This window comes from Streptomonospora sp. PA3 (assembly GCF_009728995.1).
Taxonomy (GTDB): domain Bacteria; phylum Actinomycetota; class Actinomycetes; order Streptosporangiales; family Streptosporangiaceae; genus Streptomonospora.
This window is the reverse complement of record NZ_VTZW01000016.1, coordinates 240,612-260,721: the sequence shown is the minus strand read 5'-3', so window position 1 is coordinate 260,721 and position 20,110 is coordinate 240,612. Positions and strand designations below refer to the sequence as shown.

General features: G+C 74.6%; 21 protein-coding genes. 7 read left to right on the top strand and 14 right to left on the bottom strand.

From position 1 onward, the window contains the following. The first annotated feature begins 205 nt into the window (after nt 1-205). The gene (locus FZ103_RS17640; RefSeq protein ID WP_186356459.1) at nt 206-2,929 is read left to right on the top strand and encodes a bifunctional GNAT family N-acetyltransferase/acetate--CoA ligase family protein; all 2,724 of its coding nucleotides are present in this window, start codon (nt 206-208) and stop codon (nt 2,927-2,929) included. A 74-nt stretch (nt 2,930-3,003) separates the two neighbouring features. Here the strand turns inward: FZ103_RS17640 and FZ103_RS24925 are convergent, their stop codons facing one another. Further along, complete coding sequence (locus FZ103_RS24925; RefSeq protein WP_186356458.1) at nt 3,004-3,171, bottom strand: hypothetical protein; 168 nt, start codon at nt 3,169-3,171, stop codon at nt 3,004-3,006. Between the two features lie 127 nt (nt 3,172-3,298). Here FZ103_RS24925 and FZ103_RS17635 point away from each other — a divergent pair, with 127 nt between their 5' ends. The 5 genes from FZ103_RS17635 (at nt 3,299) to FZ103_RS17615 (ending at nt 7,382) form a co-directional block, all read left to right on the top strand. Continuing rightward, nucleotides 3,299-3,892: a DUF5998 family protein gene (locus FZ103_RS17635; protein ID WP_156002583.1), complete on the top strand. Its 594-nt coding sequence runs from the start codon at nt 3,299-3,301 to the stop codon at nt 3,890-3,892. A 127-nt stretch (nt 3,893-4,019) separates the two neighbouring features. After that, nucleotides 4,020-5,159, top strand: coding sequence for a nucleotide pyrophosphatase/phosphodiesterase family protein (locus FZ103_RS17630; protein ID WP_343233581.1), 1,140 nt, complete (start codon nt 4,020-4,022; stop codon nt 5,157-5,159). A 72-nt stretch (nt 5,160-5,231) separates the two neighbouring features. Next, on the top strand, nt 5,232-5,717 hold the full coding sequence (locus tag FZ103_RS17625) for a peroxiredoxin (RefSeq protein WP_186356457.1): 486 nt from the start codon (nt 5,232-5,234) through the stop codon (nt 5,715-5,717). 148 nt (nt 5,718-5,865) lie between these two features. Beyond that, the gene (locus FZ103_RS17620) at nt 5,866-6,720 is read left to right on the top strand and encodes an enoyl-CoA hydratase-related protein (RefSeq protein ID WP_156002582.1); all 855 of its coding nucleotides are present in this window, start codon (nt 5,866-5,868) and stop codon (nt 6,718-6,720) included. A gap of 8 nt (nt 6,721-6,728) precedes the next feature. Next, complete coding sequence (locus tag FZ103_RS17615; RefSeq protein ID WP_186356456.1) at nt 6,729-7,382, top strand: MBL fold metallo-hydrolase; 654 nt, start codon at nt 6,729-6,731, stop codon at nt 7,380-7,382. A 136-nt stretch (nt 7,383-7,518) separates the two neighbouring features. On the opposite strand, the gene FZ103_RS17610 is transcribed toward FZ103_RS17615, so the two are convergent. From FZ103_RS17610 to FZ103_RS17590, 5 genes are all read right to left on the bottom strand, one after another. Further along, a complete protein-coding gene (locus FZ103_RS17610) occupies nt 7,519-7,998 on the bottom strand; it encodes a DUF5709 domain-containing protein (RefSeq protein WP_156002580.1) in 480 nt (159 codons plus the stop codon). Between the two features lie 90 nt (nt 7,999-8,088). Then, nucleotides 8,089-8,520 carry a DUF2203 domain-containing protein gene (locus FZ103_RS17605; RefSeq protein WP_156002579.1) on the bottom strand — a complete coding sequence of 144 codons (432 nt, stop codon included), beginning with the start codon at nt 8,518-8,520 and terminating at the stop codon, nt 8,089-8,091. 71 nt (nt 8,521-8,591) lie between these two features. Then, nucleotides 8,592-11,213: a CHAT domain-containing protein gene (locus FZ103_RS17600; protein WP_156002578.1), complete on the bottom strand. Its 2,622-nt coding sequence runs from the start codon at nt 11,211-11,213 to the stop codon at nt 8,592-8,594. 978 nt (nt 11,214-12,191) lie between these two features. Continuing rightward, a complete protein-coding gene (locus FZ103_RS17595) occupies nt 12,192-12,710 on the bottom strand; it encodes a hypothetical protein (protein WP_156002577.1) in 519 nt (172 codons plus the stop codon). Next, complete coding sequence (locus tag FZ103_RS17590; RefSeq protein ID WP_186356455.1) at nt 12,707-13,414, bottom strand: sigma-70 family RNA polymerase sigma factor; 708 nt, start codon at nt 13,412-13,414, stop codon at nt 12,707-12,709. The genes FZ103_RS17595 and FZ103_RS17590 overlap by 4 nt, the downstream gene beginning before the upstream one ends. Before the next feature lie 219 nt (nt 13,415-13,633). Between FZ103_RS17590 and FZ103_RS17585 the strand changes: the two genes are divergently transcribed. After that, the gene (locus FZ103_RS17585; RefSeq protein WP_186356454.1) at nt 13,634-14,131 is read left to right on the top strand and encodes a DUF3145 domain-containing protein; all 498 of its coding nucleotides are present in this window, start codon (nt 13,634-13,636) and stop codon (nt 14,129-14,131) included. 38 nt (nt 14,132-14,169) lie between these two features. Here the strand turns inward: FZ103_RS17585 and FZ103_RS17580 are convergent, their stop codons facing one another. The 8 genes from FZ103_RS17580 to FZ103_RS17545 all read right to left on the bottom strand — a co-directional run bounded on the left by FZ103_RS17580 (nt 14,170) and on the right by FZ103_RS17545 (nt 20,062). Then, nucleotides 14,170-14,616: a DUF1707 domain-containing protein gene (locus FZ103_RS17580; protein WP_156002575.1), complete on the bottom strand. Its 447-nt coding sequence runs from the start codon at nt 14,614-14,616 to the stop codon at nt 14,170-14,172. A 33-nt stretch (nt 14,617-14,649) separates the two neighbouring features. Then, nucleotides 14,650-15,078: a DUF1707 domain-containing protein gene (locus tag FZ103_RS17575; RefSeq protein WP_156002574.1), complete on the bottom strand. Its 429-nt coding sequence runs from the start codon at nt 15,076-15,078 to the stop codon at nt 14,650-14,652. Between the two features lie 152 nt (nt 15,079-15,230). Then, entirely contained in the window at nt 15,231-15,659 is a 429-nt protein-coding gene (locus FZ103_RS17570; RefSeq protein WP_156002573.1) for a DUF1707 domain-containing protein, read from the bottom strand. 3 nt (nt 15,660-15,662) lie between these two features. Beyond that, entirely contained in the window at nt 15,663-16,589 is a 927-nt protein-coding gene (locus FZ103_RS17565) for an inositol monophosphatase family protein (protein ID WP_394350114.1), read from the bottom strand. After that, nucleotides 16,586-17,596 (bottom strand): ATP-grasp domain-containing protein, encoded by a 1,011-nt coding sequence (locus tag FZ103_RS17560; RefSeq protein ID WP_156002948.1) that lies wholly within the window; start codon nt 17,594-17,596, stop codon nt 16,586-16,588. The genes FZ103_RS17565 and FZ103_RS17560 overlap by 4 nt, the downstream gene beginning before the upstream one ends. 314 nt (nt 17,597-17,910) lie before the next feature. Then, the gene (locus FZ103_RS17555) at nt 17,911-18,552 is read right to left on the bottom strand and encodes an HAD family phosphatase (protein ID WP_156002572.1); all 642 of its coding nucleotides are present in this window, start codon (nt 18,550-18,552) and stop codon (nt 17,911-17,913) included. A gap of 117 nt (nt 18,553-18,669) precedes the next feature. Beyond that, nucleotides 18,670-19,206, bottom strand: coding sequence for a YbhB/YbcL family Raf kinase inhibitor-like protein (locus tag FZ103_RS17550; protein ID WP_186356453.1), 537 nt, complete (start codon nt 19,204-19,206; stop codon nt 18,670-18,672). A 106-nt stretch (nt 19,207-19,312) separates the two neighbouring features. Further along, nucleotides 19,313-20,062, bottom strand: a complete 750-nt coding sequence (locus FZ103_RS17545; RefSeq protein WP_156002570.1) for a PIG-L deacetylase family protein — start codon at nt 20,060-20,062, stop codon at nt 19,313-19,315. Nucleotides 20,063-20,110: the final 48 nt, after the last annotated feature.

Genomic DNA, 20,110 nt, shown 5'->3' with positions numbered 1-20,110 from the left:
ACCACCTTGCGGTCCCGATATGGGGGACTGTGCGCGATCATGCCCGAAGAGCCTGTGTGCTGACAGACGTTAACAGGTTAGAGGGAGACGTCGTGTAACGAAGTGGCAGAGCTGCGTGATATCGGACCGGCTGCCCGAAAGTCCGAATCGACGGCGGGGCGGGTGAGTCCCGTCACACCCGCGACGACTCGAATAGGCTCAAACCGTGCAGTCATACCCGAACCACTGGGAAGCTGACGTCGTACTCACCGACGGCGGCACCGCGCACCTGCGCCCGATCACCCCCGACGACGCCGAGCTGCTGCGCGCCTTCCACAGCCGCCTGTCGCCGGAGACCATCTACTACCGCTTCTTCGCGCCCTACCCCAAGCTCTCCGCGCGCGACGTGGAGCGCTTCACCAACGTCGACTACGACAACCGCGTGGCGCTGATCGCCACCATCTCCGACGTCATGGTGGCGGTGGTGCGCTACGACAAGGTGGCCCCCGACGAGGCCGAGGTCGCCTTCGTCGTCGAGGACGCCCACCAGGGCCGCGGGCTCGCCTCGGTGCTGCTGGAGCACATCGCCGCGGCCGCTCTGGAGCGGGGCGTGCGCCGCTTCATCGCCGACGTGCTGCCGGAGAACCGGCGCATGACCAACGTGTTCCGCGAGGCCGGGTACACCGCCCAGCAGTCCTTCGACGAGGGCGTCATCCGCCTCACCCTGGATCTGGAGCCCACCCACGACGCCCAGGAGGTCATGCGCGCCCGCGAGCAGCGCGCCGAGTCCCGCTCCATCGCGCGGCTGCTCTTCCCCGGTTCGGTCGCGGTCATCGGCGCCAGCCGCACCGCCCACACCATCGGCCAGTCGGTGCTGCGCAACCTGCTGGCCGGCGACTTCCAGGGGCCGGTCTACCCCGTGCACCCCACGGCCAAGGCGGTCGCGGGCGTGCGCGCCTACGCCGGCATCCTCGACGTGCCCGACTCGGTGGACCTCGCGGTGGTGGCCGTGCGCGCCGACATGGTCACCGACGTGGTCGAGGAGTGCGCGCAGAAGGGCGTGCACGGGCTGGTCGTGGTCAGCTCCGGATTCGGCGAGGCCGGGCCCGAGGGCCGCGAGCGCCAGGACCGGCTGGTGACGACCGCGCGCGCCGCCGGGATGCGCGTGATCGGCCCCAACTGCCTGGGCATCGCCAACACCGACCCGGAGGTCTCCCTCAACGCCACCCTCGCGCCCTACGTGCCGCCGCGCGGGCCCATCGGGTTCTTCTCCCAGTCCGGTGCGCTGGGCCGCGCGATCCTGCAGCGCGTCGCCGAGCGCGGCATGGGCCTGTCGACCTTCGTCTCGGCGGGCAACCGGGCCGACGTCTCCGGAAACGACCTCGTGCAGTACTGGCAGGAGGACCCCGCCACCAAGGTCGTGCTGCAGTACCTGGAGTCGCTGGGCAACCCGCGCAAGTTCACCCGCCTGGCCCGCCGGCTGGCCAAGCAGAAGCCGGTGGTGGCCGTGCGCAGCGGCGGCTCGTCCCAGGGCGTGCCCAGCGGGCACGCGGCCGGAGCGCTCTCGCTGCCCGACTACGCGGTCACCTCGCTGTTCGAGCAGGCCGGGGTGGTGCGCGTGGACGACATCACCCAGATGTTCGACGTCGCCCAGCTCTTCGCCTACCAGCCGCTGCCCGCCGGCCCCAAGGTGGGCATCGTCGGCAACTCCGACTCGCTGGGCCTGCTGGTCAAGGACGCCTGCTTGCGCCAGGGCCTCAAGCCCCGCGATCCGGTGGCCCTGGGCCCCAGCGCCACCGCCGAGGACTTCGACCGGGCGCTGACCGCCGCGCTGGCCGACGACGGCGTGGACGCCGTGGTTGTGGTGTTCATCCCCGCGCTCACGCCCATCTCCGACGACGTCGCCGAGGTCATGCGGGCCAAGGCCGCCGCCGCGGACAAACCGATCGTCACCACCTACCTCGGCTACCAGGGGCTGCCCGCCGAACTGCGGCAGATCGGCGAGAACGGCGAGACCGCCGCGGGGTCCATCCCCTCCTACCCCGCACCCGAGGACGCCGTGCGCGCCCTGGCGCACGCCACCCGCTATGCGCTGTGGCGCCGGCGCGAGAGCGGCCGCCACCCCGAACTGGCCGACATCGACGGCGCGCGGGCCAGGGCCATCGTGGACGAGGCGCTGGCCAAGAGCGATTCGGCGCAGGACAGCCAGACCGTCTGGTTCACCAGTGAGCCCGTGGGCAGTGAGGAGTCGGCCGCCGACCGTGAGACCGCCTATGCGCTGCTGTCGTGCTACGGCATCGACGCGGTGCCCTACATCCCGGTGCACAGCGAGCAGGAGGCGGTGGAGGCCGCTGAGCGGCTGGGCTACCCGGTGGTGCTCAAGGCCAACGCCCCCGACCTGCGGCTGCGTGCGGGCGGCAGCGGCATCCGCGCCGACCTGTACTCGGCCGGCGACGTGGCCGGCGCCTTCACCGCGCTCGACGACCGCCTCGGGTCCGACGCCAGGCTGGTCGTGCAGCCCATGGTCGTCCCGGGCGTGCCCACGGTCATCCGTGCGGGCGAGAACCTCTCGTTCGGCTCGGTCGTCGGTTTCGGACTGGCCGACGTGACCGCGGAACTGCTCGACGACCGCGCGTTCCGGCTGGCCCCGCTCACCGACACCGACGCCTCCGACCTGGTGCACGCGGTGCGCGCGGCGCCGCTGCTGTTCGGCCTGCCCGCGGGCGCCACCAGCCTGGCCGAGCAGCCCGACGTCGAGGCGCTGGAGGAGACACTGGTACGGGTCTCCCGGCTGGTCGACGCCTTCCCCGAGGTCGCCCACATCGAGCTGGACCCGGTGATCGTCAACTCCACGGGCGCCCATGTGCTGGGGGCCCGCGTGTGGCTGCGGGAGCCGCCCGACCGGCGCCTGGACTCCGGGCCGCGGCGGCTGCGCAACGTGACGTTCTAGCAGGGTGCCGCGGAAGGGCCGCCGGCGGGCGCCGGGCCGCGTACGGAGCCCTCCGCCGGCCCGGCCGGGCCGGGTCAGGCCGGTTCGGGCTGGGGCTCCGGATCGGGCGGCAGCGGCCCGGGCCCCGGACCCGGGCCGGGCTCGGGATCCGGATCGGGGTCGGGCGGCAGCGGCCCCGGCTCGGGCAGCGGCGGGCCGCCGGGCTCGGGAGGTGCCGGTACGGGAGGCACGGTTGCGTACATGCCACGAGGACTACCCGCTATCGCCGGGCTTTCCACCTCCCCGGCCCGCGGCGCGGAGGCCGGGCGGCCCGCGATCCACCGCGGCATGCGGGTGCGATCCGTCCTGAGGAGAAGGCAGGATGGAAGCATGAGGAAAACGCGTGCCGTCTCCACCGACTGGCGCTCGGAGATCGAGCGCAGCGGCTACTACCCGGCCCTGGTCATCGACGCTCTCGCCACAGCGCTCGGCGACGAGGAGGCCGAGGCCTTCGTGGTGCACCATGAGGCCACCTTCGACCCCGCTCTGGAGATGCGGCGGCACATCACCGTGCTGCTGCTGACCCCGACCCGGCTCCTGGTCTGCCACACCGACGAACACCCGCCCGCCGAAGCGGGGAGCCGCCCGCACGCATCCACCACCACCGACGCCATCCGGCTGGGCAACATCCAGTCGGTGGCGCTCACCCGCGTGGTCTCCGATCCCGCCAACTACGTGCCCGGCACCCTGCCCAACGAGGCCGTGCTGAGCATCGGGCTCGGCGTGAGCCCCGGGGCGATCGCCAACATCGACCTGGAGCCGGCCTCCTGCAACGACGAGTCCTGCGAGCTCGACCACGGCTACACCGGCGCCATCACCGCCGAGCCGCTGACCGTGCGGGTCAGCCAGACCGCCGACGGCTCCGACTCCGTGGCCAATCTGATCCACTTCACCGACGTGCTGTGCGAGGCCACCGGCACCTGACCGCGAACGCGCGGACGTGCGCGGCCGCCGGGCCCGCCCGGCCCGATCGGCGATCCGCGCGAGGACCGGCGGCCGGGCGCCCGGCCGCCGCCCCGGCAAGCAGGCGACCAGCGAGAGGCGACCGCCCGTGCCCGCAGAGATCGACGACCTCGACGCTCCCCGCTACGACGCGTCGCTGGCAGCGCTGACCCCCTCGGTCCTGGCGTCGCTGGGTGTGCCCGGCGAGCCCGACCCGCTGGGGCTGCCGCCCACGCGGCGAGCTTGCGTACTGCTCGTCGACGGCATGGGCTGGGAACTGCTGCGCGAGAACCGGGCGCACGCCCCCTTCCTGGCCGGGCTGCTGGACTCCGGCCGCCCCATCGCCGCCGGGTGCCCCACGACCACCGCCACCAGCCTCACCACCGTGGGCACCGGTCTGGCGCCCGGCCACCACGGCGTCGTCGGCTACCAGGTGGCCATCCCCGGCACCGAGCGCCTGCTGAACCAGCTGCGGTGGGGCGACCCCGAGATCGTTCCGGAGGACTGGCAACCGCACGCCACCGCCTATGAGCGCGCCGAGCGCGCGGGCGTGCGCACCGCCTACATCGCCGCCGACGCCTACCGGGGCAGCGGGCTGAGCCGCGCCTCCGCGCGCGGCAGCCGCTACGTCGGCGCCGACAGCATCACCGAGCTGGCCGTGCGCGCCGGCGAGGCGCTGGCCGGCGACGACCGGGTCCTGGCCTTCGTCTACCATTCCGACCTGGACTCCTTCGGCCACGTCTGCGGCGTCGACTCCCCGTACTGGCGGCTGCACCTGGGCTACGTCGACCGTCTCGCCGAGCAGATCGCCGACTCCCTGCCGCCCGACACCGCCCTCTACATCACCGCCGACCACGGCATGGTCGACACCGCGCCCCAGACCCGCATCGACATCGAGACCGAACCCGCGTTCAACGCGGGGGTGCGCCTGCGCGCGGGCGAACCGCGCGCCCGGCAGGTCTACACCCGCGAGGGCGCCGCCTCCGACGTCGCCGACGCCTGGCGCGAGCTCCTGGGCGAGCGCGCCCTGGTCCTCACCCGCGACGAGGCGCTGGCCCGGGGCCTGTTCGGGGAGGTCGACGACGCGGTGCGGCCGCGGATCGGCGACGTCATCGCCCTGGCGCGCGGGGCCACCGCCCTGGTCGCGCCCGAGTCCGAACGCACGCTGAGCACGCTCGTCGGCCACCACGGCTCGCTGACCGCCGCCGAACTGCGCGTGCCGCTCCTGCGGGTCGCCACCGCGGCCTGAAGGCGCGGGCCTGTCCACAGCCGCTCCAGGAGCCGCTTCAGTCGACCGGGCCGAGGATCTAAGGTGGCTGGCGTGGACATCGGAGACCCCGCCCCCGACTTCGAGCTGCCCGACCAGGACGGCACCGCCCGCACCTTGAGCGGATTCCTGGCCGAGGGGCCGGTCGCGCTGTTCTTCTACCCGGCGGCCATGACCCCCGGCTGCACGGCCGAGAGCTGCCGCTTCCGCGACCTCGCCGCGGAGTTCGCCGAACTGGGGGCGCGGCGTGTGGGCGTCAGCGCCGACGCGGTCGACACCCAGCGCGCCTTCGCCGACAAGAACGCCTTCGACTTCCCACTGCTGTCCGACCCCGACGGCGCCGTCGCGCGCAGCTACGGCGTCCGCCGCGGCGGCCCGCTGGCCGCGCTGTCGCCGACCCGCCGCGCCACGTTCGTCATCGGTACCGACCGGCGCATCGTGCACGTCGTCCGCAGCGAACTGCGCATGCAGGTCCACGCCGACGGCGCCCTGCGGGCATTGCGGGACCTGCGCCGCAGCACGGGCGAGCGCGGCGGGTGAGAGTTCCGGCGGACCGGATCGGGTGACGCCCCCGCGCGGCGGACCCGCCGCACCGCGCGCCCGGCCGCCGCCACAGAGACGACCACGGAACCGGCAACACCGCGGAATGCGCGAGAACCGCGAGAACAAGGAAAGGGGCCGCCGAGACATGGCGGAGCAGTACGACGGCGCATCGGCGCAGGCCGCCGCCCGGAGCGCGGGCGGCGGCGCGGCCGACGAGCCCCGGCCGCCGGTGCGCCGCACCACCGAGCGGGGGATAGCCGTAATCACCCTGGACTCCCCGGCCAACCGCAACGCCCTCTCGGCGCGCCTGCGCGCCGGGCTCGCCGCCGAACTGGCGGCGGCGATGGCGGACGACTCCGTGCGCGCGGTGCTGCTCACGGGCGAGGGGCCCGCCTTCTGCGCGGGCGCCGACCTCAAGGAGGTCGCCGCCGAGCGGGCCGGCAATCCGCCGCCGGTATCGGCGCCGGGCATGCCCGAGCTCTTCTCCGCGGTCATGGACGCGCCCAAACCGGTGGTCGCCAAGCTCAACGGCTCCGCACGCGCGGGCGGGATCGGACTGGTCGCCGCCGCCGACATCGCGGTCGCCCCCGAGGACGCCACCTTCGCCTTCAGCGAGGTCCGCATCGGCGTCGTCCCGGCGATCATCTCGGTGCCCGTCGCCGCGCGGATGCACGACCGCCAACTCGCCCGCTACTTCCTGACCGGCGAGACCTTCGACGCCCAAACGGCGGCCGCGGCGGGCCTGGTGACCTCCGCGGTCCCCCGCGACGACCTCGACTCGGCCACCGAGGCGGTCCTGGACGGCCTCCGCCGCGCGGCGCCGCGGGCGCTGAACGCGACCAAGGGACTGCTGGCGCGCGCCGGCGCCGTCCCGCCGGAGCAGCGCACCGCCGAGTTCGCCCGCATGGGCGAGATCTCCGCCGAGTACTTCGCCGGCGAGGACGCGGCCGAGGGCCGCGCGGCATTCCTGGAGAAGAGATCCCCGAGTTGGGTGCTGTAATGGACGACGTGACTTACTCAGGAGATACGCGGGTCGGCGGACCCGCCGACGTACGTGAACTGCCCGAGCTCACCATCAGCAAGCTCGCTGTGGGCCCCATGGACAACAACGCCTACCTGCTCCGGTGCCGCCGCACCGGCGAGGCGGTGCTCATCGACGCGGCCGCCGAGGCCGACCGCATCCTCGAACTCATCGGCGAGGGCGGCCTGGCCCGCGCCATCACCACCCACCGCCATCCCGACCACTGGGGCGCACTGGCCGAGGTCGTCGGCACCACGGGCGCGCGCACCGTGGCCCACCCCGACGACGCCGAGGACCTGCCGGTCTCGGTCGACGAGCCCGTCGAGGACGGCTCCCGCATCCCCGTGGGGGAGTCCGAGCTCCGGGTCGTCCACCTGCGCGGACACACGCCCGGCTCGATCGCGCTCCGCTACGACGAGCCCGGCGGCCGCACCCACCTGTTCACCGGCGACAGCCTGTTCCCCGGAGGAGTCGGCAAGACCACCAACCCCGCGGACTTCCAGTCGCTGATCACCGACGTCGAGGAGCGCGTGTTCGCGGTCCTCGACGACCAGACGTGGGTCTACCCCGGCCACGGCAAGGACACCACGCTCGGCGCCGAACGCCCCAGCCTCCCCGAGTGGCGCGCCCGCGGCTGGTAGCGGGTTCGGGCGGCACCCTGCCGCCGGGTTCCGGCCCCGCCGGAACCCGGCGGGGCTCCCGCGCACAGCGCTTCGATCCGCGAGACCTGCCGGCCGCGGCCGCACCCGCCCCGCGGCGAGCCGAACGGCACCGGGCCTAGGGCAGCTCGGTCTCCTCGGTGTCGGGAGGCTCGTCCTCCTCGTGGACCGCGCTCTCCTCCGCGCTGTAGGCCTGGCGGTCGACGCCGGGGTCGCGGGCGATCATGGTGCCCTCGTCGTCCTCCCGGACGCCGTCGTCGGGCTGGACCGGACGCACCCCGCCGGTCTCGTTCTCCGGCCCCGGCGGCGGAAACTCGTCGGCCGTACGCGCCGTGCTGCCCAGAGCGCCGGGGACGTCGGGCTCCTCGCGGGCGAGCGCCTCGTCCAAGGGCTCCCCGGACTCTTCGAGCGGAACCCCCGACTCCTTCTCCGTGCCGGTCGATCCGCTCTCGTCGATCGCAGTCGGCACCCGGCCCGGCAGCGGCTGGTCCTCGGTGGTGTCCTCCTGCGCGGGCAGACCGGCCTCCTCCCAGTCCGCGGCGGTCTCGTTGACCGGGTCCTCCGGAACGTCGTTCTCCTCGGGATGGTTCTCACTCATGCGCGTCCACTATCCCCGCGCCGGGTGGTCTAATCGCCCGCTGAGCAGGGGCGCCGCAGCGCACACCGGCCGCGCGGCCGGACCGGCCCCTTAGAACGGCGACGTCTGCTCGGGCAGCGGGCGCCGGGCGACGAAGCCGAGGTCGGTGCGGTGGTACCAGGCGAGCTCGGGCTCGCCTTCGAGCCAGCACAGCCGCACCGAGACGCCGTCGAGCAGGGCGGGGAAATCGATGAGCAGCGGAGCGATCCCCTTGACCTCGATGCCGTTGTCCATGAACCAGCTCTGCAGCTCGGTCAACCGGGCCTCGGCCGCCTTCAGCTCGGCGCGTCCGCCCAGCGCCGACTCGCCGCCGCTGAGGTCGGCGGCGAGTTCGGCGAGGTCCGCGCGCAGGGTGACGAGCTCATCGGCCTTGCGGTGCACCTGCGGCATGAGGTCGCGCGCCTCGGCCAGTGTGAACAGGCGCGGCTCCCCGGAGCCGCCGGCGAACGGGTCGACGGGAGGAGGTGCGGCATCGTGGTCCATATCCGCACGCTAGACCATGCGATCCGGGCCCGTGTCCGGGAGGTGCGCGCCGAAACCGCGGCGCAGCACTCTCAGCCCGCTCCGTAGCAGATGAAGCCCGCTTCGGCGAGATGGTCGGCCACGGCGCGCGCCGGGGGCGCGCCCGCGCGCAGCGCCGCGTGGAAGGCCGGCATGGCGGCGGCGATGCCGTGGTCGCTGACCGGCAGCACCCCGGCGACCACCACCTCCGCGCCCATCGCCAGCAGGGACGCGGCCATCCCCAGCGGCGCCCCGGAGGCGGCCGGGACCGAGCCGCCCACCCAGCACGAGGACAGGACGGTCACCCGCGGTACCCGTGACAGGCGCTCGACGTCGTAGGCGAACAGCGGTCCGTCCGCCAGCAGCACGCCCGCGAGCATCGGGTTCTGCGCCGACGCCGAGCCGTGCGCGGCCAGATGGGCGGTGTCGGCACGCTCCAGACCGCGCAGCACCTCCGCCACCCGCACCTGCGGTCCCCGCAGCACCGCCGCCTGCGGATACACCGACTCCAGGCAGCGGATCTCCCCGGCAGCCCCATCGGGGGCCTCGCCCGCGACGAGGAGCGTGCGCGGCGGCGCCGGATCGCCGCCGCGCCGCCGAGCGCCCCGGCGGGCCAGCCACGCGCGGCCGGACGGTACGACGCTGACCTCGCGTCCCCGCATCCTCGGCAGCAGGCCCCACGGCAGCGCCTGCGCCGAGGGCGCCGGCACCACCACCAGCGGGCGGTCCCCGACCGCCTCGGCCAGGGGGGCGACCAGCAGGCGCTCGACCAGCTCGGCCGCCGGTGCGACGCCGTCGCCCGCGCCCCGGCGGCGCTCACCGGCCAGGACCCGGGCGCGGGCCGCGTAGGCCAGTTTGGCCGCGGCGTCCTCGACCGCGGCCGCCGGCGGGAGCGGATGCACCCGCGTCCTGCCGTCGACGACGGTGATCGCGGCGTCGGCTCCGTGGACGCGGATGTAGCGGACGAACGCGCGGCCCGCCAGATGCTCGGCCAGCGCTGCGCCCGCGGGGAGGTCCCAACCCGTGTCCGCGCCCTCGTCGGCCGTCATGCACTCGGCGTGCCACTGGGCGACGCCGAGGCCGTCGGCGATCGCGGACAGCTCGCGCCGCGCGGCCGGGTCGACGCCGGCTCGGAGATGCGCCGTCCGGCAGCGGTCGAGCAGGTCCAGCCACGCGCGGTTGCGGCACGGGCCCGGCGGAGCGGTCGGGGCCGCCGCGAACTCCACCCACTCCAGCGCCGCGGCCGCGTCGCCCTCGCGCAGCGCCCGCCGCGCGCCCGCCGCGGCCACCTCCCGCCGATGGGCGCGGGCGTGCACGAGCAGCTCCAGGTGCCGCGCAGGGCGCAGTCGGCCGGGGCGGTGGAGGAGCTGCCCGCGGGCCGCCCGGTGGTCGCCGCGGGCCAGGGCGCGCAGCGCCGCGGTTTCGTCTGCGCCGGGCAGTGTGGCCGACGGCGATGCGACCGGGGCGCTGTGCACGCAGTGGGCCAGCGCCGTCGCGGTTTCCGCGGTGGCCGCGCAGCCGGTCTCGGCCCATGCGGGCGGCGGGTCGTCCCCGGGCCCGCGCCGAGACGCGCGGTCGGCGCGGGAAGGCGGGCCGGCCGGTTCGGTCCGGGCGTCGGCGGTAGCGCGGTGTTCGGCCGCCCGGCGTCCGCGTGCCCCGGTGGGCCGGACGAGGCGCGGCGGCCCGGACCGCTGCAGGGGCACCGCGCTGTGGTGGGCGGACCACTCCAGCAGCCGGGCGAGCTCGGCCCACAGCGAATCGGCCGGAAAGCCGCGGCGCAATCGCCGGGCGAGGCCGCGCGCGCCGCCGGTGTCGCCGCGTGCCAGACGCACCTTGGCCTGCAGCAGCCCCGCGGTCACGGCATCGGCGACGGGGCGGTCGCCGCCTGCGGCGGCGGCCGACAGCCCGCCCAGCAGCCGGGCCGCCTCGCGGTGCATCCCCGCCGCCACCAGCGCATCGGCGTGATCCAGGTGCAGGGAAAGGAGCCGCTGCGGCGGCACCAGGCGTTCGGCCGCGGAGAAGCACGAGATGGCGCGGGCGAGGTCGCCGGTGCGCACCGCCAGGCAGCCGAGGTTCTGCAGCGCGACGCCGCGCAGCGAATCCTGCCCGCCCTCACCCGCGCGGCGCAGGGCGCCGGCCAGGTCCGCGGCGGACTCCTCCAGCCGGCCGGCGTACATCAGGGCGAGCCCGCGATTGCTCAGCACCCCCGGCAGCAGGTGCCCGTCCGCATCGCCGTCGAGCAGGGCCAGGGCGGCGTCGAAGCCGGCGATCGCCGCGGTGAACCGGCCCTGCTGGGCGGCGGCCACCCCGTGGTGGGTCGCCACCATGGCGCGGGCCGAACCGGTGTCGGCGCTCAACCGGGCCAGCGCGGCGGCGGCCAGGCCGCCGCTGCCGCGCAGGGCGAGCACGCCCAGCCGGGAGGCGCGGGCGTGGGCCGCGTGCTCGGCGTCGCCCGCGCGGGCCGCGACGGCGGCCGATTGGCGCAGCAGGCGCTCGCCCGCGGCGGGATCGCCGAGTTCGCGACGGGCCGCGCCGAGCATCCGCAGGGCGATCGAGCGGGTCGTCGGGTCGCAGGGGGCATCGAGGACCTGCTCGGCGCGGCGCCGAGCCAGGCGGGGATCTTGCGCGACGAGTGTCACCGGGTGGCGGACGCCGTCGAGTCGCCCAGGGGCCATGGGGGAGTGCCTTTCGCCGTCGGTGCGGGAGCGCGCCGCGGAAGGGGGAGGGGAGACCGGTCGCCGCCCGCCGACTCCGGTGCGCAGCGAGACCGACGGTACGGACCCGGTTACCCGGTTGTGTAGTGCGAAGGACGGGCCTGCCGGATTCGCCCCGGTAAGGGCGTGGGACGCACCACCGCCAAGCAGACATCCCGCCCGCTGACGTCGCAGCCGGAACCGCGTCGCGGGGACCGCCCCAATCCCCGGTTCCAGCAGCAGGGGCGGGGGTGGCTCAGCCCGCGCGGATCGGTCCGGGGGCTCGCCGGTGCGGCGTCCGGCGAGGGCGGCGACGGTTCAGCGGCGGGTCCGGCCGGCGGTCAGTGCGCGGGCGGTTGCCGGACCGGGGAGATCCGGGACATATCGCTTCGGGTGGGGCGACGAACCCCGCGGTTGGCGCGCGGTGTTGTCACGCGGTGCACCGGCCCGCCGAATCTTCCGGGATGCGCAACATGTCGAGGGCGGTCTGTCCTGAAATGCCACGCCTGTGGTGGCGCAGGGGGCGGCCGGGGCGCCACGAGGTGCGCGGATGTAGCGCTTCGGACGCGGATTCCGGTACAAACGCCATGATCATCGCCGGTTCGGGTCGCGCGGGCCGCGTCGGTGCCCCCGCACTCCGGGCAAATCCGGATCAAACGGCACACCGGATCGCCCGACCCGCGGCCGGAGGCCACCCGCGCGATCGCGCAGCGCATCTCGTCGCCCCACCGTCGCCTTATAGGTCACCTATGTCCGACTTCCGTGCCCCGGTGTCGCCGCCGAGGGCGGGGTGCGGTGCGGCACCCAAGCGGACAAACCGGGGCATCGGAGATCAGAAACCCCGCATCAGGCGCCTAAGGGGCGCCGATCTTGTACCTGTGGTCACTTGTGATCGCTCACAAGGCTTCCGCGCCACCCTCGACCCTCGCTCCTCGACGCCAGAACGCCCCACCCGGGCGCTCAGATCGTGAGCCAGGGGGTGGCCACCGGGCGGTCGTCGGGGTGGTGGAGGACGAGGCTGATCGGGCCGGCGGGGACGGCGGGGGCGACGAAGGCGCCGTGCTCGTCGACGGGGGTCCAGGCGCTGCCCTGCGCGGTGCGGATCTCGGCCTCGGTGGGGCCGGGCGGGTCGATGCGGCCGACCAGCAGGCGGTCCTCGTCGAGCACGGTGACCTCCAGGCCCACGCTCGCCTGCGGAGCGTCGAAGCGCAGGTAGCGGGGTTCTCCGGCGAGGACGGCGGAGTCGCGGACGCGTGTGTGCGCGGCGGATACGGAGTCGTCGCCGATCTCGGTCAGCACCGCGTCGTCGCGGCGCGCCGCGTAGGCCGCTCGGGCCGCCGCGCGCACCGCGCCGCCCACCGGCCCGTACGGCCCGTGCTCGGCCTCCAACTCCGCGATGAGGCGGTCCACAGCGGGCTCGCCCTCCTCCTCGGCGCGGCCGGGACGGCGGAGCCGGCCTGCGCTGTCGCTGCCCTTCATGCTGATCCCTCCTGGCGCCGGTCCGGCCCTGCCGCCGCGTCCGGTCGGCGGCGCCGCCCCGCACCGCCGCCGCGGGCCGCTTCGCCCCCCGGCGGTTTCCGGCCGGTGTCGGGGCGGGGACGCGCGTCCGCCGCGGGTTCGGCCCCGTACCCCTGCTCGACGAGCATGCGCTGCAGCCGCCGCCGGACGCGGCGCCGGACCGCCGCGACCTCGTCGACGCAGAGACCCGCGAACTCGGCGACGTCGGCCGCCGGCGAGCGCGGGGCGTGCAGCTCCAGCACCGCCACCGTCCGGTCGGGTTCGTGCAGGGCCGCGATGGCGCTGCGCACCAGGCGGTCCCGCTCGGCGGCCATGGCGAGGGCCTCGGGGCTGCGGTGGTCGACGGAGTCCAGCCGCTCGGGGGCGGAGGGCGGGGCGCGCCGGGCCAGCCGCCGCAGTTTGCCGCACTCGCGCTGGGTAGTGGTCGCGAGCCAGGGGCCGACGCTTTCCGGGGTGCGGATGCGGGAGAGGTGCTCGGCCAGGTTCGACCACACGGTCTGTTCGGCGTCCTGAGCGTCATGCGGGGACAGTCCGTGGCTGCGTACGACGGCGCGCACCCGCACGGCGAATCTGTCGATCAGCGCCTCCCACGCCGTGCCGTCGTCGCTCAATGCGCGCTTCACCAGCTCGCCCGTCGAGACCTCGGCGTAGGACTGGTCAGCCACCTGCACCCCCAGTAGACTCTCAGCTCCCGCCTCGCGCGCACGGCAACAGTAGCCGCTCGTCTGAGGGGAAGCGGGGGAAACACCGGATCCGATCATGGTGGACCTGGTGCCGATGGTGCCGATGGGGCACAATAGGGTGGCAGGAAAATCCAGGACGGACAGCTCCTCTTCGGGTACGAGGGCGTCGGGGAAGCGCACTCGTTCGTATCAGGAGGTTCGGTGTCCGCACGTGGCGTCTTGTACGTCCACTCCGCGCCTGCGGCGCTGTGCCCACACGTCGAGTGGGCGGTCGCGGGTGTGGTTGGCGTGCCTGTGAAACTCGACTGGAGTGCCCAACCCGCGGCTCCCGGCGCTCACCGCGCCGAGCTGAACTGGCAGGGGGCTCCGGGCACCTCGGGTGCCATCGCATCGGCACTCAACGGTTGGCAGAAGCTGCGCTACGAGGTCACCGAGGAGGCCACTCCCGGCTGTGACGGCGTCCGGTACAGCTACACGCCTACCTTGGGCATCTTCACCGCCGTCACCAGCGCCGCGGGCGAGGTGATGATCTCCGAGTCCCGCCTGCGCAACGCCATGGAGCGCGCCCAGGCTCAAGAGGGCGTCGACCTCCACGCCGAGCTCGACCGGCTCACCGGCCGGGTGTGGGACGAGGAGCTGGAGCCGTTCCGCTACGCGGGCGACGGCGCCCCTGTGCGCTGGCTGCACGCGGCGGGCTGAGCCGGCGCCGGGATACGGCCCGGGCATCGGCGTCGGCGTCAGTCACGGTGCCGTTCGCCGGGGTTGCCGGCGATCGCGCCGGCCAGGGTGAACAGGAACATGAACCCGATGGGGATCATGGGCCAGAACAGCAGCGGCTCGGTGGCGATGATGCTGGTGACGCCCCAGATCCCGATCAGGATCACCGACATCGCGGCCAGCCCCCTCCAGGGCTCCAGCCGCTCGCGCCACTCCGGGCTGCCGTGCCTGCCGCTGTGCGCGGGAAGCTCGGCCGGCTCGGGGACCGCGGGCGGCTCCGGGAGGTCGCGGGTGAGCGGCCACAGCTCTCCCATGGTCTTGGCGCGCATGGCGGTGTTAAGGCGGTCCTGGTACTCCTCGAGGTCCAGTCGCCCTTCCTTCAGAGCGATGGCCAGGCGTTCGGCGCAGGCATCGCGGTCGGAATCGGCTGCCCGCATCTGGTCGGGGGGCAACTGTTGATCGTCCATGCTCGTCGATCCCTCCACCCGGAGTGGTGACGCTCATCTGCGTGACCCGGAGCTTTCGTCGGGCCAGATGGCGGCGGCGACCAGGATCGCGGCCCAGATCCCCAGCGGCACCAGGGGCCAGTACGGCACCAGGTCGCCGCCCATGATGCTGGTGACGCCCCAGATAGCGGTCATGATGACGGCGCCGCCGAGCCACCATCGCCACTCGTCTACCCAGTCTTTCCACGGCGATACCAGGGCGGCGCGGCCGGCGCCCACGGCCGCGGGCTCGCCGACGTCGCGTTCGGCCGGCGGTGGAGGCTCCGGAAGGTCCGCGGTCAGCGTCCGCAGCTGCCCGATGACCACGGCGCTCATCGCCTCGTCCAACCGGCGTTCGTACTCGGCGAGGTCGAGTCGGCCTTCTTGGAGCGCGGTGGCGAGACGTTCGGCGCAGGCATCGCGGTCGGCGTCCGAAGCGCGCATCCGGCTTTCCGGGACGCGTTCGTCGTCCAATGCCCACCCCCTGCCGCACGATGATGGGACTTTCACGATACGCCGCGCACGCGCCGGAGAAAAGCGGCTTAGCGCCCGGCAGGGGGCAGGGCGATGCGCCGGCGGGCCCAAGCCCCCGGGTATCAGCGGCGGCAGCCGCCCGACGAGGACGCGAGCACCGCCGCCCAGATCCCCAGCGGAAGCAGCGGCCAGAACGGCTGGAAGTCGGCCGAGGCGATGCTGGTGAACAGCCAGATGCCGATCATGACCACCGCTGCGCCCGCCCAGGTGCGCCACCCGTCGCTGCGCCGCCTCGCCGGCGGGGCGTGGCGCTTGCCGGTGTCGGCGAGGTCGACGGGGCCGTCGGCGGGTGCGTCCGGGTCGGGGATGTCCGCCGTCAGCGGCGCGAGTTCGCCCACCGTGACGGCGCCCATCGCGGAGTCGAGCCGGCCCTGGTACTCCTGGAGGTCCAGCCGCCCTTCCGAGAGCGCGGTGGCGAGTCGGCGTGCGACGGCGTCGCGATCGGCGTCCGAGGCACGGAGGTCACCGCGTGGTGTGAGATCTGCGCTCAACTGTCACGCCCCCTCCCGAGCAGGTGTTTCCAGCTTAGACGCGGCGGACCCGGCCGGGGATCCCCCTTTCGTCCCGTTTTCCCGCGCCGCGCCTCCCTCCTGAGTCGCATGCGCGGCGCGCCCGCGGTGCCACGCGGCGACGGCGGCGCAGGTTGCCGCGTCGGCCGCGCCGATGACACCGGTGCCCTCGAAGCCGCCGGTGTAGTCGAAGCCGCTGCCGTCCAGGCGCACCAGCGCGCCGCCGGCCTCCTCCAGCACCAGCGCGGGCGCCGCCACGTCCCAGTCGCGCACCGCGACGTCCTTGACGAACAGGTGAGCGCCCCCGTCGGCGATGCGGCACAGCTTGAGCCCGATGCTGCCCGACTCCAGGTAGCCGCGGCAGCCGAAGCGCTCGTAGACGGCCCGGGCGATGCCGCGCGGCTCAGGGGTGTTGTCGGTGAGCACCCCGGCGCCCGACGCCGGCGGCGCCACCCGCAGGCGCGCGCCGCCGGCGGCCGCGCCCAGGCCGCGCGCGGCCGTGTAGCAGCGGCCGGCCTCGGGCACGCAGACGGCGGCGACCACGGGCCGGGCGTCGGCGACGAGCGCGGCCTGGGTGACGTAGCCGGCGAACCCGTGGGCGTAGCTGGCGGTGCCGTCGATCGGGTCGATCAGCCAGTAGCGCCGCGGCCGCCGCCCGCCGCGTCCGGCCGGGTCCTCCTCGCTGAGCACGGGCACGCCCGGCTCGATGCGGGCCAGCCGCGTGCTCAGCTCCTCGTGCGCCATCGCATCGGCGCGGGCCTTGAACTGGTCGCCCTCCCAGACGCCCGCGGATGCGGCGGGGTCGGCGCGCCGGCGGCGCAGCAGCGCCCCGACCTCGCGGACGGCGCGCTCGGCGCCGGCCAGCAGGGCGGCGGTCGCCGCGTCGGCCCGTGCGCGCGGTGCGCCGGTCACGGGCCGACGCCCACGGCCGGCTCGATCGGGGCGGCCGTGGCCGGGCTGAGGCCGGAGGCGGTGAAGCGCCCCTCGTCGACGAACTCGTCGGCCCACCTGCGCACCATGACCACGCCTTCGCGCCAGTCGTCGGCCAGGTGCGGCCCGCCGGCGGTGGCCTGACGCAGCAGCCCGCCGACCTCGTCGACGCCGGCGGCCAGCGTCAGCGGCGACGTGGAGGAGAAGCGCGGGTTGATCTCGAAGATGCGCGGCTCGCCGTCGGCGTCCAGGGCGAGCTGGACGTTGAACGGGCCGTCGGCGCGCAGTTCCTGCTGGACAGCGCGGCAGACCTCGGCGATGCGCGCGTGGCGGCGCGTCACGGCGTACTTGGTGACGCCGCGCTTGAGGACGACCTCCTTGGGCACCACCGCCTGCACCGCGCCGTCGCGCCAGGCCACCACCGAGACGGTGAACTCGGTGCCCGCGACCTCCTCCTGGGCGATGAGGTCGGCGGCGGGGCGGTCCGACTCCGCCAGCAGCGCGCCCAGCCCGTGCGCGGCTCCCAGGCGCACGACGCCCCGGCTGCCGCGCCCCGAACGCGGCTTCACGATGAGGGGCTGATCGGGCGGCCCGGTCCACTCCGCGGCCAGCCGGGTGCGCGGCACGGGCAGCCCCGCGTCGGCGAGGCGGCGCATCAGGGTGTACTTGTCCAGGCAGTCCGCCACGAACCCCGGTCGCGGCAGCACGACCGCTATACCGTCGTCGGCGAGCCGGGAGACCGCCACCAGCTCCTCGTCGACCAGCGGGACCAGGGCGGCGGCGCCCTCCTTGAGGCAGATGCCGCGGATCTCGGGCAGGAAGGAGTCGCCGCCGCCGGCCGGCACGAGGTAGCCCTGGTCGGCCAGGTACAGGCCGGGGGCCGCGGGGTCGATGTCGGTGGCCACAACGCGGTAGCCCTGCCGCTGGAGGTGCTGGATGGTTCCGGGGGTCTGGGGAGCGCCTGCGGTGGTGACGACGACGGTGGGCATGCGGGGCTCTTGTGCAGCGGACACCGATGGACCTTTCCGTTGCGGTCGGGCGTTGGCGCTATCGGCTCGGGACTGCTGGGGCGCGGGGTGCGGCCCGGCCGCACCGCGCCCGCGGCGGGACGGACCCCCCAAACACGGCCTAAAGTGATCCGTCGCACCGAGCCTAGACCGCCGACCCGCTCCCGAACCGCTGGTGGCCGGTTCCGGTTCCCCGGACAACCGAACGGCGCCGCAGCGCAGGGGGACCGGACGCGCCCGCGGCGTGTCGCACTAGGCGCAGCCGCGCAGTAGGACAGTGATCCACCAAACACGGCCTAGCCGGCGGCGGGTCGGGCGCCGATGAGGCCGTGGCCGGCCAGGAAGGGCTCCAGGTCGCCGTCGCCCGAGAAGTGGTGGGCGACGATGCCCAGGCGCTTGGCCGCGAGCACGTTCTCCTCGCGGTCGTCGACGAAGGCGGTGCGCTCCGGTGCGGTGCCCAGCGCGCCCAGCACGTGCTCGTAGATGCCGGACTCGGGCTTGCACACGCCCAGGTCGCAGCTGAAGAACAGCGCCTCGAAGCCCGCCGTCACCGGCGAGCGGCGCAGCGCGCCGGCGATGTCCAGGGGCGCGTTGGACAGCAGCGCCGTGCGCACCCCGCGCTCGGCCAGCAGGTCCAGGATGCGGGTGGTGTCCTCGCGGACGTGCAGCCAGGAGCCCACGTCCAGCGCCCACAGCCCGTGCAGCGTGGCGGTGCTCCAATCGGCGCCCACCCGCCGGGCGATGCGGCCCCAGTACTCCGCTGCGCCGATTCCGCGGTCATAGGCCCGGCGCTCGCTCCAGTAGGCCGCCCACAGGTCCTCGGCCGGCACACCGGCCAGCGCCTCGATCCGCGCCCTGTCCTCGGGCGGGGGCGTGCGGGAGATGACTGCACCGAAGTCGAACACCACGGCGTCGATGTCCGGGCTTGCGGTTCCCATGCCTGGCCCCCTCCCAGGTGTGCGTCCTCGCGGTTCGCACGCATGCTATGCCAGCCGGAGCGCCGCCGAGGCGGCGGAAGCCGGGCGCGCGCCCGGCTTCCGCCGCCTTCGCCTCGCCTACTTCTGCTCGTAGACGGGCGTGATGACGGCGCGCCCGATCGCGTGGAAGAACAGGTTGAAGCCGAGGAAGGCGGGCGAGGCGGTCTCGTCGATGCCCAGCGACTCCACGTCCACCGCGTGCACCGCGAACATGTATCGGTGCGGCCCGTGGCCCCCAGGGGGTGCGGCACCGATGTAGCGGCGGGAGCCGGCGTCGTTGCGCAGAGTCAGCGCTTGGGCGGGCAGGCCCGAGCCGGACTCGTCGCCGGCGCCGGCGGGCAGCTCGGTGACGTTCGCGGGGATGTCGCAGACGACCCAGTGCCAGAAACCGCTGGCCGTGGGGGCGTCGGGGTCGAAGCAGGTGACGGCGAAGCTGCGGGTGGCCTCAGGGAAGCCGCTCCAGGACAGGTGCGGCGAGACGTCCTCGCCTCCCGCGCCCATGATGCCGCTGACCTGCGCTGCGGGCAGCGTCTGCCCGTCGGCGACGTCGCTGCTGGTCACGCTGAACGTCGGGACGGCGGGCAGGAATTCGTAGGGAGATGGCGGCTGTGCCACGTCGGTCCTCCTGGAGTGGTCGTGTCGAGCCGGGGCGATTGCCCCGCGCCTGCTGCTACCCAAGGGATTGGGCTACCCCAGCATTACCGTGTGAGCCCGGCATCCGCTAACGGGTGTCGACGTGTCGGAACGACTCGGCCAGCCGGCCCTCGGGCAGCCCTCCCGCGGCCGCGTTCTGGGTGAGCCAGGGGCGCAGCATCCCGGCCAGCTCCTCGACGTCGCCGATCTGGCTGGCGTGGCAGGACAGCGCGGCCAGCTTGCGGTCGTAGACGTCGGTGATGTCGCAGAACCGGTCGGGCGAGGGGCCGTGGACCAGCCACACCTGGGGGACCTTCCAGGGCTCCAGTCCCTCCTCGGTGAGCAGCTCCGGGTGGGCGTGGGGGTTGCGGGCGTCGGGGTAGACCGCGTTGATCCCGGCTTCGCCGGTGGCCAGGTGATCGGGGTGGCTGGGGGCGATGTGCGCCCAGTCCCGTTCGGGGCTGGGGATGACCACGCGCTGGGGCCGGACCAGGCGGATCACCCGGGCGATGTCGCGGCGCAGCTCCAGCGTGGGCAGCACCCGGCCGTCCGGGTAGCCCAGGAAGCGGACGTCGTGCACACCCACGGCCGCGGCCGCCTTGCGCTGCTCGCTGCGCCGCAGCTCGGCCATGGCCTCGCCGTCCTGAGTCCGCTCGTCGCCGCCCGCCTCGCCGTCGGTCACCATCAGGTAGACGACCTCCACGCCGGCGCCGGTCCACAGCGCGACCGTCCCCGCGCAGCCGAAGTCGACGTCGTCGGGATGGGCCATGACGACCAGCACCCGCTCGATTCCGCTGGTGTGGGCGCCGTCGGAAGGCGGCTCGTTCCCCTCGGGCATGGACGCTCTCCTCTCCGTGCGCTTCGGGCCTGCCGTGGCGACTGCCCC

Excerpts from the sequence above, each read along its gene's own strand:
- FZ103_RS24925 (WP_186356458.1), bottom strand. The coding sequence starts at position 3,171 with ATGTACGCAACCGTGCCTCCCGTACCGGCACCTCCCGAGCCCGGCGGC.
- FZ103_RS17635 (WP_156002583.1), top strand. The coding sequence starts at position 3,299 with ATGAGGAAAACGCGTGCCGTCTCCACCGACTGGCGCTCGGAGATCGAG.
- FZ103_RS17620 (WP_156002582.1), top strand. The coding sequence starts at position 5,866 with ATGGCGGAGCAGTACGACGGCGCATCGGCGCAGGCCGCCGCCCGGAGC.
- FZ103_RS17610 (WP_156002580.1), bottom strand. The coding sequence starts at position 7,998 with ATGAGTGAGAACCATCCCGAGGAGAACGACGTTCCGGAGGACCCGGTC.
- FZ103_RS17605 (WP_156002579.1), bottom strand. The coding sequence starts at position 8,520 with ATGGACCACGATGCCGCACCTCCTCCCGTCGACCCGTTCGCCGGCGGC.
- FZ103_RS17600 (WP_156002578.1), bottom strand. The coding sequence starts at position 11,213 with ATGGCCCCTGGGCGACTCGACGGCGTCCGCCACCCGGTGACACTCGTC.
- FZ103_RS17595 (WP_156002577.1), bottom strand. The coding sequence starts at position 12,710 with ATGAAGGGCAGCGACAGCGCAGGCCGGCTCCGCCGTCCCGGCCGCGCC.
- FZ103_RS17580 (WP_156002575.1), bottom strand. The coding sequence starts at position 14,616 with ATGGACGATCAACAGTTGCCCCCCGACCAGATGCGGGCAGCCGATTCC.
- FZ103_RS17575 (WP_156002574.1), bottom strand. The coding sequence starts at position 15,078 with ATGCGCGCTTCGGACGCCGACCGCGATGCCTGCGCCGAACGTCTCGCC.
- FZ103_RS17560 (WP_156002948.1), bottom strand. The coding sequence starts at position 17,596 with ATGCCCACCGTCGTCGTCACCACCGCAGGCGCTCCCCAGACCCCCGGA.
- FZ103_RS17555 (WP_156002572.1), bottom strand. The coding sequence starts at position 18,552 with ATGGGAACCGCAAGCCCGGACATCGACGCCGTGGTGTTCGACTTCGGT.
- FZ103_RS17545 (WP_156002570.1), bottom strand. The coding sequence starts at position 20,062 with ATGCCCGAGGGGAACGAGCCGCCTTCCGACGGCGCCCACACCAGCGGA.